The 22203-nt window shown below is 48.4% G+C and carries 15 protein-coding genes; 12 read left to right on the top strand and 3 right to left on the bottom strand.

What is annotated here, in order from left to right; translation table 11 throughout:
- The first annotated feature begins 2 nt into the window (after positions 1–2).
- Together LAT77_RS00465 and LAT77_RS00460 are read left to right on the top strand one after the other, a co-directional pair.
- Complete coding sequence (locus LAT77_RS00465; RefSeq protein WP_290562571.1) at positions 3–554, top strand: chalcone isomerase family protein; 552 nt, start codon at positions 3–5, stop codon at positions 552–554.
- The gene (locus tag LAT77_RS00460; protein ID WP_290562570.1) at positions 551–1093 is read left to right on the top strand and encodes a DUF3833 domain-containing protein; all 543 of its coding nucleotides are present in this window, start codon (positions 551–553) and stop codon (positions 1091–1093) included. Before LAT77_RS00465 ends, LAT77_RS00460 begins: the two co-directional genes overlap by 4 nt.
- 17 nt (positions 1094–1110) lie before the next feature.
- Here the strand turns inward: LAT77_RS00460 and LAT77_RS00455 are convergent, their stop codons facing one another.
- Positions 1111–1452 carry a hypothetical protein gene (locus tag LAT77_RS00455; protein ID WP_290562569.1) on the bottom strand — a complete coding sequence of 114 codons (342 nt, stop codon included), beginning with the start codon at positions 1450–1452 and terminating at the stop codon, positions 1111–1113.
- A 90-nt stretch (positions 1453–1542) separates the two neighbouring features.
- On the opposite strand from LAT77_RS00455, the gene LAT77_RS00450 reads away from it, so the two are divergent.
- From LAT77_RS00450 to LAT77_RS00440, 3 genes are read left to right on the top strand one after another with little or no spacing between them, the layout of a single operon-like run.
- Complete coding sequence (locus tag LAT77_RS00450; protein WP_290562568.1) at positions 1543–2298, top strand: Nif3-like dinuclear metal center hexameric protein; 756 nt, start codon at positions 1543–1545, stop codon at positions 2296–2298.
- 10 nt (positions 2299–2308) lie between these two features.
- Positions 2309–3157 carry a methyltransferase domain-containing protein gene (locus LAT77_RS00445; protein WP_290562567.1) on the top strand — a complete coding sequence of 283 codons (849 nt, stop codon included), beginning with the start codon at positions 2309–2311 and terminating at the stop codon, positions 3155–3157.
- Between the two features lie 18 nt (positions 3158–3175).
- A complete protein-coding gene (locus LAT77_RS00440; RefSeq protein WP_290562566.1) occupies positions 3176–4063 on the top strand; it encodes an NAD(P)-dependent oxidoreductase in 888 nt (295 codons plus the stop codon).
- 68 nt (positions 4064–4131) lie between these two features.
- Here LAT77_RS00440 and LAT77_RS00435 read toward each other — a convergent pair whose 3' ends face one another.
- A complete protein-coding gene (locus LAT77_RS00435) occupies positions 4132–5481 on the bottom strand; it encodes a DUF1329 domain-containing protein (protein WP_290562565.1) in 1350 nt (449 codons plus the stop codon).
- Between the two features lie 227 nt (positions 5482–5708).
- On the opposite strand from LAT77_RS00435, the gene LAT77_RS00430 reads away from it, so the two are divergent.
- The 5 genes from LAT77_RS00430 (at position 5709) to LAT77_RS00410 (ending at position 18986) form a co-directional block, all read left to right on the top strand.
- Positions 5709–6854: a YCF48-related protein gene (locus LAT77_RS00430; RefSeq protein ID WP_290562564.1), complete on the top strand. Its 1146-nt coding sequence runs from the start codon at positions 5709–5711 to the stop codon at positions 6852–6854.
- Between the two features lie 15 nt (positions 6855–6869).
- The gene (locus tag LAT77_RS00425; RefSeq protein ID WP_290562563.1) at positions 6870–9236 is read left to right on the top strand and encodes an MMPL family transporter; all 2367 of its coding nucleotides are present in this window, start codon (positions 6870–6872) and stop codon (positions 9234–9236) included.
- A 184-nt stretch (positions 9237–9420) separates the two neighbouring features.
- Complete coding sequence (locus LAT77_RS00420; protein WP_290562562.1) at positions 9421–12375, top strand: TonB-dependent receptor plug domain-containing protein; 2955 nt, start codon at positions 9421–9423, stop codon at positions 12373–12375.
- A 399-nt stretch (positions 12376–12774) separates the two neighbouring features.
- Entirely contained in the window at positions 12775–15729 is a 2955-nt protein-coding gene (locus tag LAT77_RS00415) for a TonB-dependent siderophore receptor (protein WP_290562561.1), read from the top strand.
- 314 nt (positions 15730–16043) lie between these two features.
- Entirely contained in the window at positions 16044–18986 is a 2943-nt protein-coding gene (locus LAT77_RS00410; RefSeq protein WP_290562560.1) for a TonB-dependent receptor, read from the top strand.
- A gap of 75 nt (positions 18987–19061) precedes the next feature.
- Here the strand turns inward: LAT77_RS00410 and sbcB are convergent, their stop codons facing one another.
- Positions 19062–20510 (bottom strand): exodeoxyribonuclease I, encoded by a 1449-nt coding sequence (gene sbcB, locus LAT77_RS00405; RefSeq protein ID WP_290562559.1) that lies wholly within the window; start codon positions 20508–20510, stop codon positions 19062–19064.
- A gap of 218 nt (positions 20511–20728) precedes the next feature.
- Between sbcB and LAT77_RS00400 the strand changes: the two genes are divergently transcribed.
- The gene (locus tag LAT77_RS00400) at positions 20729–21781 is read left to right on the top strand and encodes an isoaspartyl peptidase/L-asparaginase family protein (RefSeq protein WP_290562558.1); all 1053 of its coding nucleotides are present in this window, start codon (positions 20729–20731) and stop codon (positions 21779–21781) included.
- Positions 21782–21786: 5 nt separating this feature from the next.
- Positions 21787–22203 carry a CBS domain-containing protein gene (locus LAT77_RS00395; protein ID WP_290562557.1) on the top strand — a complete coding sequence of 139 codons (417 nt, stop codon included), beginning with the start codon at positions 21787–21789 and terminating at the stop codon, positions 22201–22203.

Raw genomic sequence — 22203 nt, 5'->3', positions numbered from 1 at the left:
TTATGCGTTATATCCGTAAAGTTGCTGTTGCTGTATCGCTCATTGTACTCGCTTGTTCTGCCTCAGCAACGGCAGGGCAGCAGTGCTACTCTGCCTTATTGGATCAAGAACATGCTCCAACTTCGGTGCTCAAGCCGGTAGGTGAAACGCGTTTGCGGGTTCTACTTATGCGCATTTATGATGCCGCTTTGTTTACCCGTTCCGGAGAGTTTAATGGCATGGAACCGATGGTGTTGGCCATTGAATATGCGCGGGATATCTCTGCTCAGCAGTTAGTCAATCAAACCCGTGACGAGTGGCAACGTATGGACTTGTTCGATGAAAACTCAGAACAGTGGCTTGAACAACTTGCGAAAATGTGGCCGAACGTGTCGTCAGGTGATTGCTTGATTGCAGCGCGTACTGAAGACGGCACAACGCAGTTTTTTTCTGCTGAGAAATCTCTTGGTGAAATTGACGCACCTGAGTTTGCTGAGAAATTCTTTTCGATTTGGCTTGCCGAAAACGCACGCTTCCGCCGCAGCCGAGACGAATTAGTAGGAGAACGAGGATGAAAATTTTAATTGTAGTTATAGTGGCGCTGGGTTTTCTCGTCGGTTGCAGTAGTAAAATTCAAGACTATCAAGGCGTAGAACCCGCGTTACATCTCGATGAGTTTTTCGTTGGCGACTTGGTTGCCTATGGTATGGTTCAAGACCGCTCGGGTGCGGTTACGCAACGTTTCCGCGCGGACATAAAAGCCTCTTGGGACGGTAATCAAGGTCTGCTTGATGAAGTTTTCTATTGGGATGATGGTCGTGAGCAAACGCGTGTTTGGCGCTTGACTAAAACGGGCGAGAACACGTACGTGGGCACAGCCGGTGATGTCGTCGGCGAGGCAAAAGGAACAACAGCGGGCAATGCCTTACACTGGGTTTATCAGCTTGAAGTTCCATTTCGGGATGGCACCATCGCTATTACTTTAGACGATTGGATGTTCTTGCTTGATGAGCACCGCTTGATCAATAAGACTGAAATGCGTAAATTTGGCTTTCGCGTTGGTGAGATCACCATATTTATTGAACGCATGGATTCCGCGCGCTCACCCCTGTGAGTGCGCGCTGCCGTCAACTAACGCTCGGATTGCATGCCGCGAGGTAGTCTTGAGTAACTTCGCGTTTCTTCTAGGCGTTTCATCCACAATGCCTTAGCAGACAAACCAGCTGATTTGGCTGTTTCCGTTGTGCGTTTCTTACTCGCAACGTTCTTTTTGGGCGCTGATTTTTTCGGTGCTGAGTGAGCTTGACCCGTCAATGTCTTGGCCTCGTCGGCAAGCTGCGCTAAGCGCTTGTTTTTGCCACCATCAATACTATACCAACCGTTATTCTCTACAATTTCTGGCGGCTTGCCGTTCGCTTTCTCGTACGCTGCAGTGAAGTCGGTAAGCACCTGGTCTTTATCAAGTTTGCTCATCGTTGTTTCCCTGTGTGTTAAGATAATGAATTCAATATTTTTATACCGATTTTTTTCCTTGCTGTCTAATTTCTCGATTAAGGAGCAGCTATGCAACGCGCAGCTTTACTCGCCCAACTGAATGAATGGTTACAACCGGACATGGTACAAGACTATTGTCCTAACGGATTGCAAGTGCAAGGCCGCGATGTAATTGAACGGATTGTAACGGGTGTGACTGCGTCTCAGGCATTGCTTGATGCTGCTGTAGAAGTACAAGCCGATACAGTGATTGTCCATCACGGCTACTTTTGGAAAGGCGAACCCGAGGCTGTTGTCGGCATGAAGTATCGACGCCTACGCACGTTGTTTGCCCATGATATGAATTTGATTGCCTATCATTTACCGTTAGATATTCACCCCGAATTTGGCAACAATCGCTGTCTATTGCAGCTACTAAATTGCTCTGACATTCAAGCGGTCGAGGCGGTTAAACCGCAGGGAATTCTGCAACTGGGAACTTTCGCCGATGCGCTTTCAGGATATGAACTAGCGGATCGGATTGAATATGCGCTTGCACGTACCTTAGTTGCTTGTGAACTCAACGAACAGCCCATTTCTCGCATTGCAGTGTGTACGGGCGGTGGTCAAGGCTTTATTGAGCAAGCGCTTGCAGCTGGTGCCGATGCGTTTATTACCGGCGAGGTGTCGGAACAGACGATTCACGTTGCCCGCGAATGTGGTATTCAATTTTTTGCTGCGGGGCACCATGCGACAGAGCGTTATGGCGTGCAGGCATTAGGTGATAAAATCGCGTCACAATTCAATCTTGACGTGCAATTTATTGATATTGATAACCCTGCATAGGTCGTCCCGCGTGAAATTGCCAAACAAGAATGAACAAGTGAACCGTGACCGTGCCTTTAACGATGATGTGAGCCGGTTTCAACAGAATATTTATGCCACAGCTAAAGGCCGCATTCGGCAAGCTGTGTTGCAAGCTGATCTCGGTTTTCTGTTCGATAAACCGGCGTTAACTGTGCTCGACGTTGGCGCCGGCATAGGGCAAGTCAACAGTGAGTTTGCTCGCGTCGGGCATCGTGTGGTGCATACGGATATATCTGCAGAAATGGTGGCTAGCGCAGAAGCCTTTCACCGTCAGCAAGGTCTTTCAGAGCAGTACGAATATTATGCTTGTGCGTTACAAGCGTTGTCGCAACCACTCGGCGATCAACAGTTTGACGTAGTGCTATGCCACGCTGTCTTTGAGTGGTTAGAAGACCCAATGGCGGCTTTGCCGGCACTCATTGATCGCGTTAAGCCAGGCGGTTGGTTATCCTTGATGTTTTATAATGAGCATGCCCAGCGCATGGCGAACATGGTGTACGGTAATTTTGCGTACGTTCAAGCCGGCTTAAAAGTTAAGAAGAAGGTGAGGTTCAGCCCTAACTCACCGTTAACTCCGGACTATGTGCTCAGTCGTCTTCAGCAATACCCATTGACGCTTTATCGTCATAGCGGGGTTCGTTGTTTTCATGACTATTTGCGCGAGCCCACTCATCAAGCAATCTATCAGGAACGACGAGAAGCAACACAACTGGCTACCACGGCGCAGAATCTGCAAAATAGCCCAGAACTGATTGCGTTGGAATTGAAATATCGGCATACAGAGCCGTATCGTCAGCTTGGGCGTTATCAACATGTGTTGTTGCGCCGCACAGATTAATCGTTAAAAGGAGTACATATGCGTATTGCGTTTATTGGCTTAGGTGTCATGGGCTACCCGATGGCGGGACACCTACAACAAGCTGGCCACGATGTTCAAGTGTTTAATCGGACGGCGAAGAAAGCACAACAGTGGGTTGAGACGTATGCTGGCACAGCATTCCCCACGCCGGCGCAAGCGGCTCAGGGTGCTCAGGTGGTTTTTGTCTGTGTGGGCAATGATGACGACGTTCGTAGCGTGGTTTATGGCGAGGATGGCGTTCTTGCCAGTATGGCAGCAGGGACGGTGCTCGTTGATCATACGACGGCGTCAGCCGATCTCGCGCGCGAGTTAGATAGCGTTTGCCGGCGGCAACACGTTGCATTTCTCGATGCACCAGTTTCTGGTGGTCAGGCCGGTGCTGAGAACGGTCAATTGACCGTAATGGTTGGTGGCGAAGCGTCAACGCTAGATCAGGTTCAGCCATTACTGGCGACCTATTCCCGGTATGTCGGCCTGCAAGGCCCAGCCGGCTCTGGCCAATTGGCGAAAATGGTTAATCAGATCTGTATCGCCGGCGTGGTTCAAGGCCTAGCCGAGGGTTTACAATTTGCGAAGAATGCAGGTTTAGACCAAGAGAAATTGGTCGCAGCGATTAGTAAAGGTGCGGCGGGTAGTTGGCAGATGGAGAATCGCTCTGCGACAATGTGGCGCGGTGAATTCAATTTTGGTTTCGCCGTTGACTGGATGCGCAAAGATTTACAAATCGCAATAAATGAAGCGCAAAACAATGGTAGCCGTTTACCTTTGACTGCTCTGATTGATCAATTTTATGGTGATATTCAGGCGTCAGGCGGCAATCGCTTTGATACCTCCAGTTTAATCACACGCTTGGGTTCCGCGAAGGAAACGCAGGCAAAGTCCTAACAGCGATTAATTTACGCATAAAAAAACGGCAGCGAAGGCTGCCGTTTTTACTTCAGTAATTCGTTAACTTACCGAATACCCATGCGGCGTAGGGCCTGTTGGGTAAAGTCTTGACGACGAGGAGTAATGTCAAAGTTAATGAAATTACTCTCTTCGTTGGCTAGACCCAGTGCAATGTAACGGCCGTTATTAAGGTCATAGAGTGCCTCAGCCGCCATCCACGGAACATCACTACCGTAGAATTGTGCATTGTATGCTTCGGCCACACGCCACAGTTCGCCGCGACCGTCGTAGTGGTCGACAACTGATGCAGTCCACGTGTCTTCGTCGATAAAGAAGTTACGTTGTGCGTAAATATGACGTTCGCCGTCTTTCACGGTCGCTTCAACCACCCAAACCCGATGTAATTCATAACGAATATGTTCTGGATTGAGGTGACCTTGCTTAATGATATCGTCGTAACGTAGCGATGGATCCATCAACTTGTAGTTGTTGTATGGAATGTACATCTCTTTCTTACCGACTAAGTTCCACTCGTACTTATCTGGCGCACCGTTGTAGATATCGAGGCCATCGGATGTCCGCAGACCGTCAGAAGCAGTACCTGGACCGTCGTAGGCTACGTTTGGAGCACGACGTACACGACGTTGACCAGCATTGTACAACCATGCACGACGGCTTTCTTTGACTTGGTCAATCGTGTCATGAACTAACAGCACGGTCCCGGTTAGGCGCGCTGGTGCTAAAACTTCTTGTAAGAAGTAGAAAAGAATATTGTCGTCATCCGCAGTACGGCCACCTTCAAGGTGTTCAGGCCATACTAGCTGTTCACGTAAACGCACCATTTCGTAACGGCCGTTTGCCTGCACTGGGAACTGACCGACGGTCCGCTGCACGGCACCACCGCGATAACGGGTCAGGTGGTTCCAAATGACTTCTAAGCCGCTGTTCGGAATTGGGAAGGGGACATAACCTTCAAATCCGGCTAAGCCACTACCACCTTCAATTAAGCGTGCGTTCTCTGCGTTGCGGCGTACGATGTCATAAATTTCTTGCGGATAAGCGGCAGTCCGACGCGTTTCGTAAACATGCATACGATACGTGTCATAGCGCTCAAACATCGCGATTTGGCCTGGGCTCAGGCGGTCACGATGTTCGTTTAAATTTTCACGCGTAATGGTAAATAATGGACGATCATCTGGAAACGGGTTTTGCGGACGGTTAACGTCTTCACCCGGGCGCGAATAACCACCAGTCCATTCAGGGATGGTGCCATCGGCATTACCAGCACGCTCAGCACCTAGCGGAGTCAGGTCCTGACCCAAGCGGGCTGCTTCTTCTTGCGAAACCGCTGCGTTGACACCAGCTGATACCAGCGATAGCGCCATGACCCCGGCAGTAAGCATGATTTTTTTCATTGTCGTTGTCCTTAAGTTCCTGTGCGTTCTTTTAATTATGAACACCAGTCCGGAAATTAGTTCCGAATGGGTTAATCTGTAAGCTACACCAATTTGAAAGAAAATAAAATACAAGAAAAATTAGGTTAGAAGGGTTTTCAAACGCCTGTTAGACTATACAATCGTGAACAATAACAAATTTTGGGCGAAACGCCAGTTTCGCAGACAACAAAAACCGGAGTTAATCTATGAAACGGATTGCCATTGCGGGAATCTTAGCCAGTGTACTCGCCACAGCGTACGCGAGTGCTCCAGAGCCAATAGAGAATTATGACCCGCTACATACCCCAGCACCACAAGCTCAGCGTGCAGACCGTGGCCTGATTACGGGCATCTTGCAGCAGGGCGAGCAGTTTATCGCTGTGGGTGGTTTTGGAACCATTATTGAATTTAGTGATCCCGGACAATGGCAACAACGCGATGTGCCGACCAGTGTATTACTCACTGCAATCAATGCGATCGATGATCAGCACATTTGGGTCTCTGGCCACGACGGCGTGTTATTGCAAAGTACTGATGGTGGTCAAACATGGCAAATGCGTCTTGATGGTCATCAATTACTTGAACTTGAGTACGAATGGTTGCAGATGCGCCAAGCAGAGCTCGAAGAGGCAATTGAAAATGCCGAAGATGAATTCGAAGCTGAAGAACTCGAATTTGAACTGGATGAATTATTTTTCCATATTGGTGGGGCCGAAATTCAATTTGATGTCGGACCAACGAAGCCATTTCTTGATGTGCACTTCTTTAATCGCGATGTCGGTTTAGCGGTCGGCGCATACGGCACTATCTTGCGTACCACCGATGGGGGTGCCAATTGGTCGGTTAAGAACGGCGCAATTGACAATATTGTCGGTAATCACATCAACAAATTAGTTGAAGGCCCAAATGGCGAGCTTATCCTTGTTGGTGAAGCAGGTCTCCTTGCCCGTAGCGATGATCAAGGTGAAACCTTTGAAATGTTAGATTCACCGTACCATGGGTCTTTATTTGGCGCATTATTCGACAATCAAGGGCAACTTTGGATTTATGGTTTGCGCGGTAACGTGTTCGTGTCGAACGATGGTTATGACTTCGAGCAAGTCGAGACCAATACACGCTACAACTTGAATGCAGGGACCTTACTTAATGACGGTCGTGTGGTTTTAGCCGGACACTCGGGGACTTTGCTCGTGATTGATCCAGCCACGCGCGCATTGTTGCGTTTCGAGCATGAGTCCAGTTCACCTTTAGCTGGCGTGCGTCAAACCTCTGATCATCAATTGATTCTAATTGGTCGCTCAGGACTTCTCACCTTTACTTTGCCGGCAGTTACGGCAATGCGCGGCAACTAAGGGGATAGCATTCGAATGAACGAATCAAACAACAAAAAATTTGACCTTGTCGAGATTCATGGTCACTCAGGGCGTTTTGAAAAGATTTTATTTAATTTCCGCCTACCTTGGTTACTGTTTTTTGCAGTGATTACAGCGTTTTTATTCTATCACGCAGCACAAGTGCGCCCAGACGCAAGCCTGCAGAAAATGATTCCGGGTAATCATGAGTTCATCCAGAACTTCTTTAAGTACAGTGACGACTTGGCAGCAATGGGTAATGCGGTGCGCATTTCTGTGGAGACCACAGAAGGCGATATCTTTACCCCAGAGTATCAGGACTTACTGCGTGAAATCACCGATGAAATATCCTTTTTAAATGGTGTTAACCGTTCTGGCATGCGCTCGATTTGGACACCAAACGTGCGTTGGTCGGAAGTAACCGAAGAAGGTTTCGTTGGCGGGCCGGTGATTCCACAAAATTATGACGGCACGGAAGAATCCCTTGAACAACTTCAGCAGAACATTTTACGTTCGGGCACCGTGGGCGATTTAGTTGCGAATAACTTCCGCTCGGCTTTGATCTATGTACCGCTGAATGAAATCGATCCGGAAACCGGTGAAAGCCTCGACTATCACCAGTTTTCACAGCAGTTGGAAGCACAGATTCGAGCGCGCTATGAGACCGACACGATAAAAATTCAAATTGTCGGTTTTGCCAAGGTCATTGGTGATTTGATCGATGGGGCGTTGTTAGTGGGGGGCTTTTTCTTCCTCGCTATGCTGATTACGTTTGCAATGTTGTTTGCCTACAGTCGCTGTGTGCGCAGCTCTGTCGTGGTATTACTCTGCTCGGGTATCGCCGTAATCTGGCAGCTCGGTATTATTAAACTGATTGGTAGTGGCATTAACCCTTATTCGATGTTGGTCCCGTTCTTAGTCTTTGCGATTGGGGTCAGCCATGGCGTGCAAATTATCAATGCCGTGATCGCGAATCGCGTAGAAGGGTATGACAATCTTGGCGCCTCGCGCATTGCCTTCCGAGGTTTGTATGTTGCTGGCTTGACGGCGCTTATCTCTGATGCCGTCGGCTTTACTACCTTGATGGTTATTGATGTTGCGGTGATTAAAGAACTTGCGATTGCGGCGAGTATCGGCGTAGCGGTTATTGTGTTGACGAACCTAGGTTTGTTGCCCATTTTAACCTCGTACATTGGTGTGAGCCCACGCGGTGTTCGGTATTTGGAAAAGGTGCAGAAACAAGATCATCCTATTTTCCAGCTATTCGATCGTTTTACGCAGCCAAAATGGGCAATTGGTGCGGTGCTTATCGCAGGTTTGATGGCAACTTGGGGCATTTATAAGGCACAAGATCTACAAATCGGCGATTTAGACACAGGTGCACCAGAATTACGCGCTGATTCGCGCTACAACCTCGATAACGCCTTCCAAGTGGCCAACTACAGTGCTAGTACCGATATTTTCGTGGTCATGGCAGAGACCGCTCCAGGCGCCTGTATTCATTATGAGAACATGGCACTCATGGACCGTTTCCAATGGCACATGGAAAACGTTCCAGGCGTCCAAGCCGTTCGTTCGATTGCGTACGTGTCAAAACTAGGTATGGCTGGAATTAACGAGGGTAACTTGAAATGGTCGAGCATTAACCGTGATAACTTCGTCATGAATGCGTCGATTTCACAAGCACCTTCGGGTCTCATCAATGGCGACTGCAGTATGGCGCCGGTGATTATTTATCTGAACGATCATAAAGCCGACACATTAAATCGTGTGGTTGACGAAGTGCGAGCGTTTTCCGCCGCGTTCCCGTCGGATGATCTCGACTTCCTGCTTGCGGCCGGTAATGCCGGTATTGAAGCGGCAACCAATAAGGTCATCGAAGATGCGCAGTTCCGTATGTTGTTGTGGGTCTATGGTGTAGTGATTGTACTGTGTTTGATCACATTCCGAAGTATTCGAACCGTATTGTGTATTGTTCTGCCACTGATGTTTACCACGATTATGAGCCAAGCCTTAATGTCGATGCTCGGTATTGGTATTAAAGTTGCGACACTGCCAGTGATTGCGTTGGGTGTGGGTATCGGTGTCGATTACGGTATTTATATCTACAGCAAAATGCAGGAAGCCCTGAAGCAAGGCATGGATTTGACAGAAAGTTACCTCTACGCATTGTCAAAAACAGGTAAAGCGGTTGGGTTTACCGGTTTAACACTTGCTATAGGTGTCGCCACTTGGATTTGGTCGCCGATTAAATTCCAAGCAGATATGGGTTTATTGTTAACCTTCATGTTCATCTGGAACATGTTAGGTGCTTTGATCCTCATCCCAGCATTGGCGCGACTTTTCGGCGTAAAACCGAAGAAAAAGGCAGTTGGTTTATAAACACTGAATGTTAAGTGCATAAAGTTTTTTTAACATTCGGTTGATTTTTCATTTCATTTACATTTATTCTTGAGCTCACGGGGCGGATTATCCGCCCCGTACTAGTGCAGAAAAATAAGAAGTAGTCTGTGCTTGATAATAATAAATCCAAAATCACTATGTAGTGATCCAGGGAGAGCTCAAAATGTACACAAACTCAAAACTAAGCAAAGCTGTGCGCTTAGCACTCGCGTTCGGCGCTGCCTCAACGATGGCATTAGCTGGCGTTGCTGGGGCACAAGAAGAAGAAAATGAAGAGGAACGTGAAGCTCGTGAGAGCGAGCGTCCTGAACGAATTCAGGTAGTTGGTTCACGTATTCGTACTGACGGCATCGATAACGCGACACCAATTGACATCATTAGCGCGGAAATCGCCACCGAGCAAGGCTTGAACACGCTAGGTGAATTACTCCGTACTTCAACCATCGCATCAGGTTCTGACCAGTTAATCTCAGCATACTCGGTAGGCTTTGTAACCGCTGGTGGTGCTGGTGCTGAATCTATCTCAATGCGTGGTCTTGGTGCAAACCGTACACTCGTATTGTTAAACGGGCGTCGTGCCGGTCCTGCGGGTACCCGTGGTCAGGTCGCCGCGTTCGACATGAACTCATTACCTGTAACGGTTGTTGAACGTGTAGAAATCCTCAAAGATGGTGCGTCGTCACTGTACGGTTCTGACGCAGTTGCGGGTGTAATCAACATCATCACTAAACGTGGCGATGAGAAGAGCATCAACGTCAGTGGTAGCCAGCCATTTGATTCAGGCGGGGAAACCTTCCGTATCAATGGTACTTGGGGTACTGCATTTGACCGTGGTTCTTACCGCGTCGTGGCAGACTTCAACCATAACACTGGCTTGAAGCGTGGCGATCGTGACCACTTCGGTTGCCCAACCCGTTACTTCTTTGACCCTACATCAGGTGAGCGTGCTGACCCTATCGATCCGCGCACCGGTGACTATCACTGTAACGACTCAGGTTTTGGCTTATGGGTTAACAACGGTGGTCGTTTCCAGTTTGACCGTGATGGCTTTGGTTTCCCTGGCGCAGCATCGGGCTCGCCGTATGGCAACCCATTACTCACTCAAGCACCAGCAGGCTGGTACTGGGCGGGTCATACTAAAGAAACTGATGGTTGGTTTGACAATACAAGCGCTTTGCACAAAAATCGGACGATGATTCCAGAGACGCGGGTCTGGTCGGTTTATCAACAAGCGGACTATGATTTAACGGATACCGTGTCAATGTACGGTGAGATGATGCACAGCTCACGTGAAACCTACATTGACTCAGTACGTCAGTTCTGGACTAGTAACCCAGGTCTTGCGTCATACATTCCGGTGAACACCTTACCAGGCTGGGAAGCTTCAAACCCTGCGCTTGGCGTTATGCCAGTTGGTTTAACTGACCACTTCAGCAGCAAAACCACGGTTGACTACAGCCGCTTTGTTGCCGGTTTGGAAGGTTCGTTAGGCTATTGGAACTGGGACATCTCTTGGCAGCGTTCATTGAACCGTGGTGAATACCGTAACCAAATCATTTTCCAAGACTCAATGATCATGGCGCATGAGCATTTACTTGGCTTGAATGATTGTACCGGTATTACTGCAGTTTCATTGAAGCAGTGTACACAGGTCAACTGGTTTACTGACGGTCACTTATCAGGTACTGATTACGGCCCCGGTGTGAAAGACTTCTTATTCGGTGAAGAAGTAGGTAACACCATCTATAAGCAAGATACTATTGATGCGTATATCACGGGTGACTTATTCGACTTACCTGCAGGTGTATTAGCAACAGCAGTGGGTGTTTCCTATCAAACGGATAACCTGCAAGATACTCCGGGCTACCATACGCGTATGGGCAACTCGTGGGGCTTGACGGGTGCAGGTATCACAGCAGGTCGTTCAACGACCAAAGCAATTTATGCTGAGATTCAAGCACCACTGATTCGTGATTTACCATTAATCGAAGCGTTAGACCTCACTGCGTCAGCGCGTTATAACGAAGTCAACACCTACGGTAGCGGTGATACCTATAAGATCAGCGCAAACTGGACGATTGGTCACGGCTTCCGCATGCGTGCATCACGCGGTACGTCATTCCGTGCACCTGCACTGTTTGAATTGTTCCTCGAGAACCAAACTGGTTTCGCCGGTCAGAATACTGACCCGTGTGTGAACTGGATTGAATCAACCAACGAAATCTTGCAAGCAAACTGTCGCGCTGCTGGCGTACCAGAAAGCTACATTGCAGCCGTTGGTGGATCAATGACGTTAGTGACCGGTGGTGGTGCAGGTCAGCTTGACGCTGAAACTTCAACCTCTGAAGGTATTGGTTTAGTGTATACCAGCCCACAAAACCGCTTTGCAGCGTCGGTTGACTACTACGATGTAACGATTCGTGGTCAAATTTCAAACGTTGCGGGCAGTTCAGTCATGAGTCGTTGTTACTTCTCAGAAGCTGGCTTTGCAAACGAACCGTTCTGTCGTCAGATCACGCGTCGTACTGGTAACGAAGGTAATAACTTCGACTGGGGTGTGGAAGAAGTTCGTGGTGGTTACTTGAATACGTCTGAGCAGCGCGTACGTGGTGCTGACTTCGTGTTGACGTATCAAGACGAAACCCCTTGGGGTATGTTGCGCGTTCGCTTGAACCACACCTCGCAAATCGAGCGTTACTTCAAGCAGTTCGATGACAGCACACCAACTCAATTCGTTGGCCGCATCGGTAACCCGAAACAAACGGGTACGTTAAACACCACATTGATGCGTGACGGTATTAGTTACAACTGGAACATTCGCTACGTGAGCAGCGTGTCTAACTACCACTTATACACTCGTGGTAACCTGACGGCGTATCGTGGTGAAGACGTTCGCTTCATTGCTGATGCACCAACTTACTTCATGCACTCGTTCTCAGTGAACAAGCAGTATGACAGTGGTTTTGATGTGACTTTAGGTCTATCAAACGTATTTGATAAGCGTCCACCACAAGCGTCACCAGCTGCAGTTAATACTGCTGGTAACACTATGTTGTTTGCTTCTCAGTATGAACTGTTAGGTCGCCGTGCGTTCTTGAACGCGTCGTACAAGTTCTAAATTTAGTCGAAATTTTTCGACGTTAGAATGAATAAAACACCAGCTACAAAGCTGGTGTTTTTTTATGCTCATCGACATCTTATGCCTGTTTAATATTAGTAAATTTTAATTTTAACATTCCTCAGCGTATGTAAGTGTATGTAAGATAGAGACTTATAAAACCAGAGGTATATTAATTGTGTGTTTTTCCACCTTTTTTGTAAAGATTGCGATGAAACGTGCAAAATTAGCGTTTAAGTCGGTGTTGCTCTACATCCATTACCCCTAGTATCGGGCGTCAGGCGAACTTTGTAAGTGGTTGGTTATTGACTGCGAGTAAAGTTTTGCCGCAAAAAAATAACATACACACACGCAGATTTACTGCTGTTTACAGTAGAGAAATCTCCAGGGAGTAATGGGATGTTTACAAACTCACGATTAACTAAATCTGTGCGCATTGCACTTGCATTTGGTGCCGCTTCAACATTGGCACTAGCAGGTACTGTCAGCGCACAAGAAAATGACGATGAAGAAGAGCGCGAAGCTCGCTCAAGCGATCGTCCAGAACGAATTCAAGTTGTTGGTTCACGGATTCGTACTGACGGCTTAGATAATGCTACTCCGATTGATATCATTAGCACCGAAATTGCCACCGAACAGGGCTTAAACACCCTTGGTGAATTATTACGGACGTCAACGATTGCATCGGGTTCTGACCAGCTGATTTCAGCTTACTCGGTTGGTTTTGTCACCGCCGGTGGTGCTGGTGCGGAATCCATTTCGATGCGTGGTCTTGGCGCAAACCGTACCCTCGTGTTGTTGAACGGTCGTCGTGCTGGACCTGCAGGTACGCGTGGTCAGGTCGCATCTTTCGATATGAACGCACTGCCAGTTTCTGCGGTTGAGCGTGTTGAGATTTTGAAAGATGGCGCATCTTCGCTTTATGGATCTGACGCCGTAGCGGGTGTAATCAACATCATCACCAAGCGTGGCGACGAGAAAAGCATTAACGTTACTGCTAGCCAGCCGTTTGACTCAGGCGGAGAAACTTTCCGTGTTAACGGTACTTGGGGTACTGCGTTTGACCGTGGTTCATACCGTGTTGTTGCCGACTATAACCATAATACGGGCTTGAAACGCGGCGACCGTGACCATTTTGGTTGCCCAACGCGTTATTTCTTCGATCCAACCACAGGCGAGCGTGCTGATCCGATCGATCCGCGCACCGGTGAGTATCACTGTAATGGTTCTGGTTATGGCTTGTGGAACAACCACATGGGTCGTTTCCAATATGACAACACTGGCTTCGGTTTCCCACACTTAGCCTCTGGCGGCGACTACGGTAATCCGTTCGTCGTATCAGCTCCAGACGGCTGGTACTGGGCTGGTCACACGAAAGAAACTGATGGTTGGTTAGACAACACCAGTGACTTGCATCGTAACCAGACCATGATCCCTGAGTCAATTGTTTGGTCGATCTTCCAGCAAGCGGATTACGACGTCACTGACACCATGTCAGCGTTTTTCGAGTTGATGCACAGTCAGCGGACCACCAAAATTGACAGCGTGCGTCAATTCTGGACCAATAACCCTGACTTAGCATCTTACATCCCGATTAATACGTTGCCGGGCTGGCAGGACAATGGAGCTGGTTTAGCAGTCATGCCAGTTGCATTGACGGACCACTATAGCAGTGAAACGACTGTCGATTACACTCGCTTTGTTGCCGGACTTGAAGGTTCAATTGGTTACTGGAACTGGGAAGCCTCGTGGCAGCGTTCATTGAACCGTGGTGAGTACGAGCAAGAGATCATTTTTGCTGACTCGATGGTCATGGCGCATGAGCATTTACTTGGTTTAAATGACTGTACTGGTGTAACTGAATATTCAGGTCGCCAATGTACGCAAGTCAATTGGTTTACCCATGGCCATCTAAGTGGAACTGATCTGGGTCCAGGCGTTGCTGACTTCTTATTCGGCAATGACAAAGGTAAAACGGTTTATAAGCAAGACACAGTGGAAGGTTATATCACGGGTGACTTGTTTGATTTACCGCACGGTACGCTTGCAACGGCAGTCGGTGTTTCTTACCAAACTGACGAAATCCAAGATACTCCAGGCTTCCACACGCGCAATGGTAACTCGTGGGGCTTAAGCTCTGCAGGTATTACTGCGGGTCGCGGAACAACTACAGCAGTTTTTGCTGAAGTACAAGCTCCATTACTACGTGATTTACCGTTAATTGAAGCGTTAGATGTGACTGCATCTGCACGTCATACGCGTGTGAATACCTACGGTAGCGGTGACACCTATAAGTTGAGCGCGAACTGGACCATCGGTAACGGTTTCCGTGCACGTGCTTCACGTGGTACTTCATTCCGTGCTCCAGCGTTGTTCGAATTGTATCTTGAAGGTCAAACTGGTTTCTTAGGTCAGAACTCTGATCCATGTATCAACTGGGTTGAGTCAACTAACGAAATCCTTCAGGCTAACTGTCAAGCTGCTGGCGTTCCAGAAAGCTATGTTGCTGGTGTTGGTGGATCAATGACTTCAGTTACCGGTGGTGGTGCAGGCGTTCTTAACGCTGAAACTTCAACCTCTGAAGGTGTTGGTTTAGTGTATACCAGCCCTGAAAATACCTTCGCCGCATCTGTCGATTACTACGACGTGACCATCCGCAACCAGATTTCGAATGTTGCTGGCGGAAACGTATTGAACCAGTGTTACTTCTCAGAAAATGGTTTTGAAAACGAACCATTCTGCCGTCAGATCGATCGCCGTACTGGTACTGAAGCAAACAACTTCGACTGGGGTGTTGACGAAGTACGTGGTGGTTACCTGAATACTTCAGAGCAGCGTATTCGCGGTGCTGATGTAGTCTTGACTTATCAAACTGAAACGCCGTTTGGTCACATTCGTATGCGTTTGAACCACATGACGCAAATCGAGCGTTACTTCAAACAGTTTGCGGATAGCGTACCGACTCAGTATATCGGCCGTTTAGGTAACCCTAAGCAATCGGGTACGTTGAATACTACCTTGACGCGTGACGACTGGCGTTTCAACTGGAACATCCAGTACGTTAGCAAAGTGTCAAACTACCACCTTTACACTCGTGGTAACCTGACTACTTATCGTGACGAAGACGTGCGCTTCATCGCTGACGCTCCAACCTATTTGATGCATTCATTCTCAGTGAACAAAACACTGATGGATAACATGGACATCACACTTGGTTTAGCGAACGCATTTGATAAGCGTCCACCGCAAGCTTCTCCTGCAGCAGTAAACACCGCGGGTAACACCATGTTGTTTGCATCGCAGTATGAACTATTAGGCCGTCGTGCATTTGTGAACTTCTCTTATAGTTTCTAATTAACGACGAGAAAACGTACATTTTGTAGTTTCTTTTTGCACCAACTCTGCGGAGTTGGTGCTTTTTTTTTGTAAATTATTCTGAACTTTCTCGCTAATTTGGGCCATCAACGTTGCAATTAACATGGATTTAACCTTAATATGAGGTGTCAGTCTCAGTTTTTGACTGTTAATTTGGGTTTTTAATGCCTTTGTAGCGCCTGAATGGGCAGTCGACAGCTGCAGCTGTCTCGAATAATAAAACTTACGCTTACATCACTAAACTACATGTTTGTATAAAATGTAGTATGAGCAATGTACCAGGGAGTCTTGGAATGTTTACAAATACAAAACTGAGTAAATCAGTTCGTCTAGCCCTAGCGTTTGGGGCTGCGTCAACAATGGCATTAGCCGGCGTTGCTTCCGCACAAGACGAAAATGAAGAAGAAGAGCAGGCGCAACAGGAACGTCCTGAGCGTATCCAGGTGGTTGGTTCGCGGATCCGTACAGACGGTCTCGACAATGCGACTCCAATTGACATTATCAGTGCTGAAATTGCGACCGAGCAGGGTCTAGGTACATTGGGTGAACTACTCCGGACCTCAACCGTTGCATCGGGTTCAAACCAAATCATCTCGGCGATGACCGTCGGTTCAGTTACCGAAGGTGGTGCGGGTACTGAAACCATTTCAATGCGTGGTCTTGGTGCAAACCGTACACTCGTCTTGTTGAATGGCCGTCGTGCTGGACCGGCAGGTACACGTGGACAGGTTTCTGCATTCGACATGAATGCCCTGCCAATCTCTGCGGTAGAGCGCGTTGAAATCCTGAAAGACGGCGCCTCTTCACTGTATGGTTCTGACGCAGTTGCGGGTGTTATCAACATCATCACTAAACGTGGCGACGACTCGAGCGTCAACGTGAGCATGAGTCAGCCGTTAGAGTCTGGCGGTGAAACCTTCCGTATTAACGGTACCATGGGTCGTTCGTTTGACCGTGGTTCGATGCGGATTGTTGCCGACTACAATGTACAAACAGAAATGAAGCGCGGCGACCGTGATCATTTCGCTTGTGGCCAACGATATTTCTTTGATCCAGTAACTGGTGAGCGGGCTGATCCAATCGATCCAATTACCGGTGACTATCACTGTAACGACTTACCTTATGGTATGTGGTTATGGAACGCTGGTGCAGGTAACTATACTTCACAGATCACTGCGTTCGATTATAGCGGCTGGCATCGTCAGAACGGTAGCCCGGGTTATACACCAATGAACCCAGGTGATATTTCTGCCCCTCCAGGCTGGTTGCCAGTCGGTTATTCGAAAGAAACGGATGGTTGGGTTCCAGCGGATCACCCATTCCAAGATTTACAAAGTATGATCCCAGAAACGAAGAGCTGGTCGTTGTTCTTCCAAGGTGACTACGATTTAACTGACACCGTTTCAATGTATTCGGAGTTAATGCATTCAAACCGTCAAACAACGATTAACAGCTATCGCCAATTCTGGGAACCCTTCATTCCTGCATGGGCAGGTTTAGTTCCGGGATGGGATGGCTTTGTCTATCTTGACCCAACAGCAGTTACTGACCATTCAGGAAGTGTGACGACAATCGACTACTCGCGAGCCGTTGTTGGCCTCGAAGGTTCAATTGGTTTCTGGAACTGGGACGTTTCTTATCAGCGCACCATCAACCGCGGTGAATATGACACCAAGATCATCCTTCGCGATGGTTTAGAAATGGCATCAAATGCGATTTGGGGCGATCCTTGTGAAGGTCTACTGACGCCAGTTTCAGGTCGTCCGTGTTATGAAATCGACTTTTTCACACCGGATTACATCTACGGTAACTTTGACCAAGGTACCCGTGACCTGTTGTTCGGCATGGACTACGGTAAAACCATCTATAAGCAAGATACCTTAGATGCGTATATCACCGGTGACTTGTTCGATTTACCAGCAGGTACGGTCGCAACAGCGGTGGGTGTGGCGTATCAAACGGATGAAATCCAGGATACTCCGGGCGAGCAAACCATGCTGAACAACAGCTGGGGTATGACAAGCTCAGGTATCACAGCAGGTCGCTCAACGACGAAAGCTGCCTATGCTGAGTTCCAAATCCCACTGGTTCGTGACTTACCACTGATGGAAGCTTTAGACCTGACGGCTTCTGGTCGTTGGACTGACGTTTCTACTTACGGTAGCGACACGACTTATAAAGTGAGTGCAAACTGGACCATCGCGAATGGTTTCCGTATGCGCGCGTCACGCGGTACGTCGTTCCGTTCACCTGCACTGTATGAACTGTTCCTGAAAGACCAGACCAGCTTCTTTAACCAGAGCAGTGATCCATGCTGGAACTGGGGTGCACGTCAAGACGACGGTACAATCAACCCAATCGTTGCAGAAAACTGTGCGGCGGACGGCATTCCACGTGACTACGCTCTGAACTTTGGTTCAGCAACGGCAGTCACCAGTGGTGGCTTCGGCTCGCTTGAAGCAGAAACGTCAGTATCGAAAGGTATTGGTTTAGTCTATTCAAGCCCAGAGAACCGTTTCGCTGGTTCAATCGACTATTATGACGTTGTCATTAACGGTCAGGTCAGTAACGTCGGAAGTGGTCAGGTATTGAACTTGTGCTACACTTCAGAAGATTTTGCTAACGAACCATTCTGTGCGCAGTTTGATCGTAACGATGGTACAGCGGGTAACTACAACATCATCGAAGTACGCGGTGGTTATACCAACATTTCAGAGCAGAAGATTCGTGGTGCTGACTTAGTCTTGTCATACACTGACGAAACGCCTTGGGGTATGTTGCGTATTCGTTTAGATCACACGATTCAGCTTGAGCGTTCGTTCTTGCAATTCCCGGATAGCGCACGTACTCAGTTTGTTGGTCGTATGGGTAACCCGAAACATTCAGGTACCTTAAACACCACATTGATGCGTGACGATTGGCGCTTTAACTGGTCTGTTCGTTACTACGACGCAGTCGACAACTACAGCATGTTTACACGCGGCAATCTTACAGGCTATCGTGGCGAAGATATTCGTTTCGTTGCTGAAGCTCCACGGACTTTCTATCACACGTTATCAGCGGGTACCGTCATGGACAATGGTCTTGACTTAACCTTCGGTGTCGCTAACGTGTTTGATAAGAAGCCACCTCGTGTGAGCCCTGCAGGTGCATCAGCGGTCGGTAATGCGGCGCTGTACTCACAATACGACAACCTTGGTCGTCGTATTTTCTTCAACTTAGGTTTCCAATTCTAAGCACGAAGAACTGAAGTGAAAATAATAGAGCCCCGCGAGTAGCGGGGCTTTTTTATGGATTAAGACTAAGCTTTTTTAAAGCGTCATAATATAGTCGGCAAGGGCTTTAATGATTCGCATTTTATCGGCATTATCCTGCTGCGTTTCAGCAAGCTCCTCAAGCTTCAATACATAGTCGTCGACACTTAAAAACTTCGCTGACCCATGCAAAATACGGTCTTTGCAATGTTGTTGCCAGCGTTGCATTTCTCCCGCGCTCAAAGAGTGTGGGAAGTTGCGAGCCCGATATCGAAATAGCAAAACTGGCATACGCGTATCGTCCCACGGCAACTTCAATGCAGCTAATTGTTCCGGCGTTGCTTGCCGAATCATGTCACAGTGAGAACGGCTTTGTTGGCTCAGAAAGCCACCGCTATAAAGCGCCAGATCGGCATCGTCGCTATTGTGTTCGCCCTCATTGAATTCGTCGTCAGCACGACCGACGGTTAACACCGACATCAGATGTTCGCGGAACGTCGGCGAGTTAATCAGCAGTTGTCGATGCCCCTCGAGGTTTTGCAAGTCCAAGCCTGCAGCTTGCGCTTGCTCAGGCAAGAGGGTTTTTACCGGTGCTAGAAAAGGGCATTGGTTAAGCGTTACAGTGACGAGTCCCGGACGCTCACCATCGAGTTCAGCCGTTGCTGCATACAGCTGCGCCTGAATGTACTCAGGGGTTGCATCGGCCCATTGTGTCGGGTCATAATCGAGCCGCCAAGCAATGACTTGATTCGCTTGGTCAGGATGAAAGCCGAGGGGCAATATCAAACTCAAAAACCGCTGGTCACTGCCGTAATGTCCTGAAACATGCACCAAAGGCTGCTGTTCGTTGATTGCACGGCGAACTAAATCCATCAAGGCTTGCTTGCGACGAATACTGAAGCTGTATTGGTAGAGCTTTGGCTGTGTGTTTTTGATCCGCTTAGCCAGTTCAATACTGGCATAGACGTCGGCGATTGCGTCGTGCGCGTTACTGTGCTCAATGCCGTTGGCGGGCGCTAACCGGTCGAGCTTGAGTGTCACGCGACCATCGTCGTTCAGTGGCCACTCAATGCCTTCTGGGCGCAACGCGTATGCAGCCCGCACTAGGGTGAGTAAATCCCAACGCGAATTACCATCCTGCCAACTGTAAGCGTAAGGATCGATGAAATTGCGATAGAACAGAAAACGCGTCATTTCGTCGTCGTAGCGAATTGAGTTATAACCACAGATGGTTGTTTCCGCTTGACTAAACTGTTGGTGGATTTTGTTGGCAAATTGAAACTCTGGAATGCCGTCACGAAGGGTTTTCTGGGGCGTAATCCCCGTGATTAAACAAGCTTCTGGATGGGGCAGGTAGTCGGGCGCGAGCTGACAATACTCGCTAAGCGGCTCGCCGATAGTATTCAGGTCATAGTCTGTGCGGATGCCGGCAAATTGCATCGGGCGATCGGCACGAGGATTGACCCCGCCAGCCTCATAGTCATACCAATAAATCGTTGCAGTCATAGTACTCTCACGGCGTTGCTTTCAGGATTTATTGCTGGAAAGCAAACGTGGATTAATCTTTGACACTAAGCATACCATCGCGAAATGGTTGAGTGCGAGCGGAAGTCATGCTGATAATAGCGTAAATTAGTCAAATAATAGGCCTGTGTTTCCGTCTTACGAGTCGGCATTTTTTCCTACAGCGTCTACACTTATAACAATCATCAAGGGGAACGTGAATGAGTAAACTTAGTATTCAATTGACAGCTTTAGCGCTAGCGACAGGTTTCGCTGCGAGTAGTGCGCTGCCAGCAACTGCGATGCAAGCCACTGAGCAACCCATTGCTATTGCGATTCATGGTGGTGCCGGTACGATTACCCGCGAGAATATGTCGGCTGAGCGTGAAGTTGAGTTTCAACAAGCACTTACTGAAGCGCTCCAAGCCGGTTATGCCATACTTGAACAAGGTGGTGAGAGTATCGATGCAGTGATCGCTGCAATTCAGTTGATGGAAGAGAATCCATTGTTTAATGCTGGGCGTGGCGCTGTCTATACCTATACGGGTGAGCACGAACTCGATGCGTCGATCATGCGAGGGGACACCATGGATGCGGGAGCCGTTGCCGGCGTCAAAACGGTGCGTAGTCCGATTGCTTTAGTCCGTGCGATTATGGAAAACTCCCGCCATGTGATGTTAAGTGGTGAAGGTGCAGCGCAGTTTGCTCGTGAACAAGGTTTAGAGCAAGTTGAGAATAGTTATTTTAATACCGAACATCGATTCCAGCAGCTTGAACGTGCTTTGGAACGTTTACGTGAACAACACAATACCGGTGACCAAATAGCCCAACACGTCGATTGGGACCCTGCGTTCAACATGGGCACTGTTGGCGCAGTCGCGCTAGATCGCGAAGGTAATCTAGTCGCGGGTACGTCAACCGGCGGCATGACGGCTAAGCAATATGGACGGATCGGTGATTCACCCATTATCGGTGCGGGAACTTGGGCTGACAATGATAGTTGCGCGGTGTCAGCGACCGGTCATGGTGAATACTTTATTCGTTTTCATGTCGCGGCAGCAATTTGTGCCCGTGTGAAATATCTTGGCGAATCAATCGAGGACGCGGGTCACTATGTCATTCATGAAACCTTATTGCCCGCAGGTGGCACTGGCGGCGTGATTATTCTTGACCGCCAAGGACAGGTCAGTATGCCGTTCAACACCGAGGGTATGTATCGTGGTAGTTTAGTGAACGGTGAGCTAACGATCGGGATTTATCAGCAAGAGGAGTAGTATTTATGCGTTCGATGAAAGTAGCGGACTATATGAATCGATACCCACTGCAATTTACTCGGTCCATGCCGATTGAAGAAGCGGTAGCACTCTTAGTGCAAGCACAGCAAACCGGTGGTCCAGTTGTCGATGAACATGGCACCGTCATCGGCTTTTTGTCAGAACAGGATTGTCTTGCCGCTATGCTCAAGGACACGTATCACAAGGAACAAACAGCCAACGTCGAAGATTGCATGCACGGCGACGTTCTGACCGTGAATAGTGATATGGCGATTCTGGATTTGGCTCAACAGTTAGGCAATCAGAAGCCGAAACTCTATCCTGTTCTCAATTATGCCGGTACGCTGGTTGGGGTTATTAGTCGAACGGATATTTTGCGTGCAATTGATCTGCATTTAAAAGATTCATATCAAAATCGCTAA

This window comes from Aliidiomarina sp., from assembly GCF_022565475.1.
Lineage (GTDB): Bacteria > Pseudomonadota > Gammaproteobacteria > Enterobacterales > Alteromonadaceae > Aliidiomarina.
Note: the sequence above shows the minus strand (reverse complement) of the source record. Positions and strands in the feature narration are given on the sequence as shown.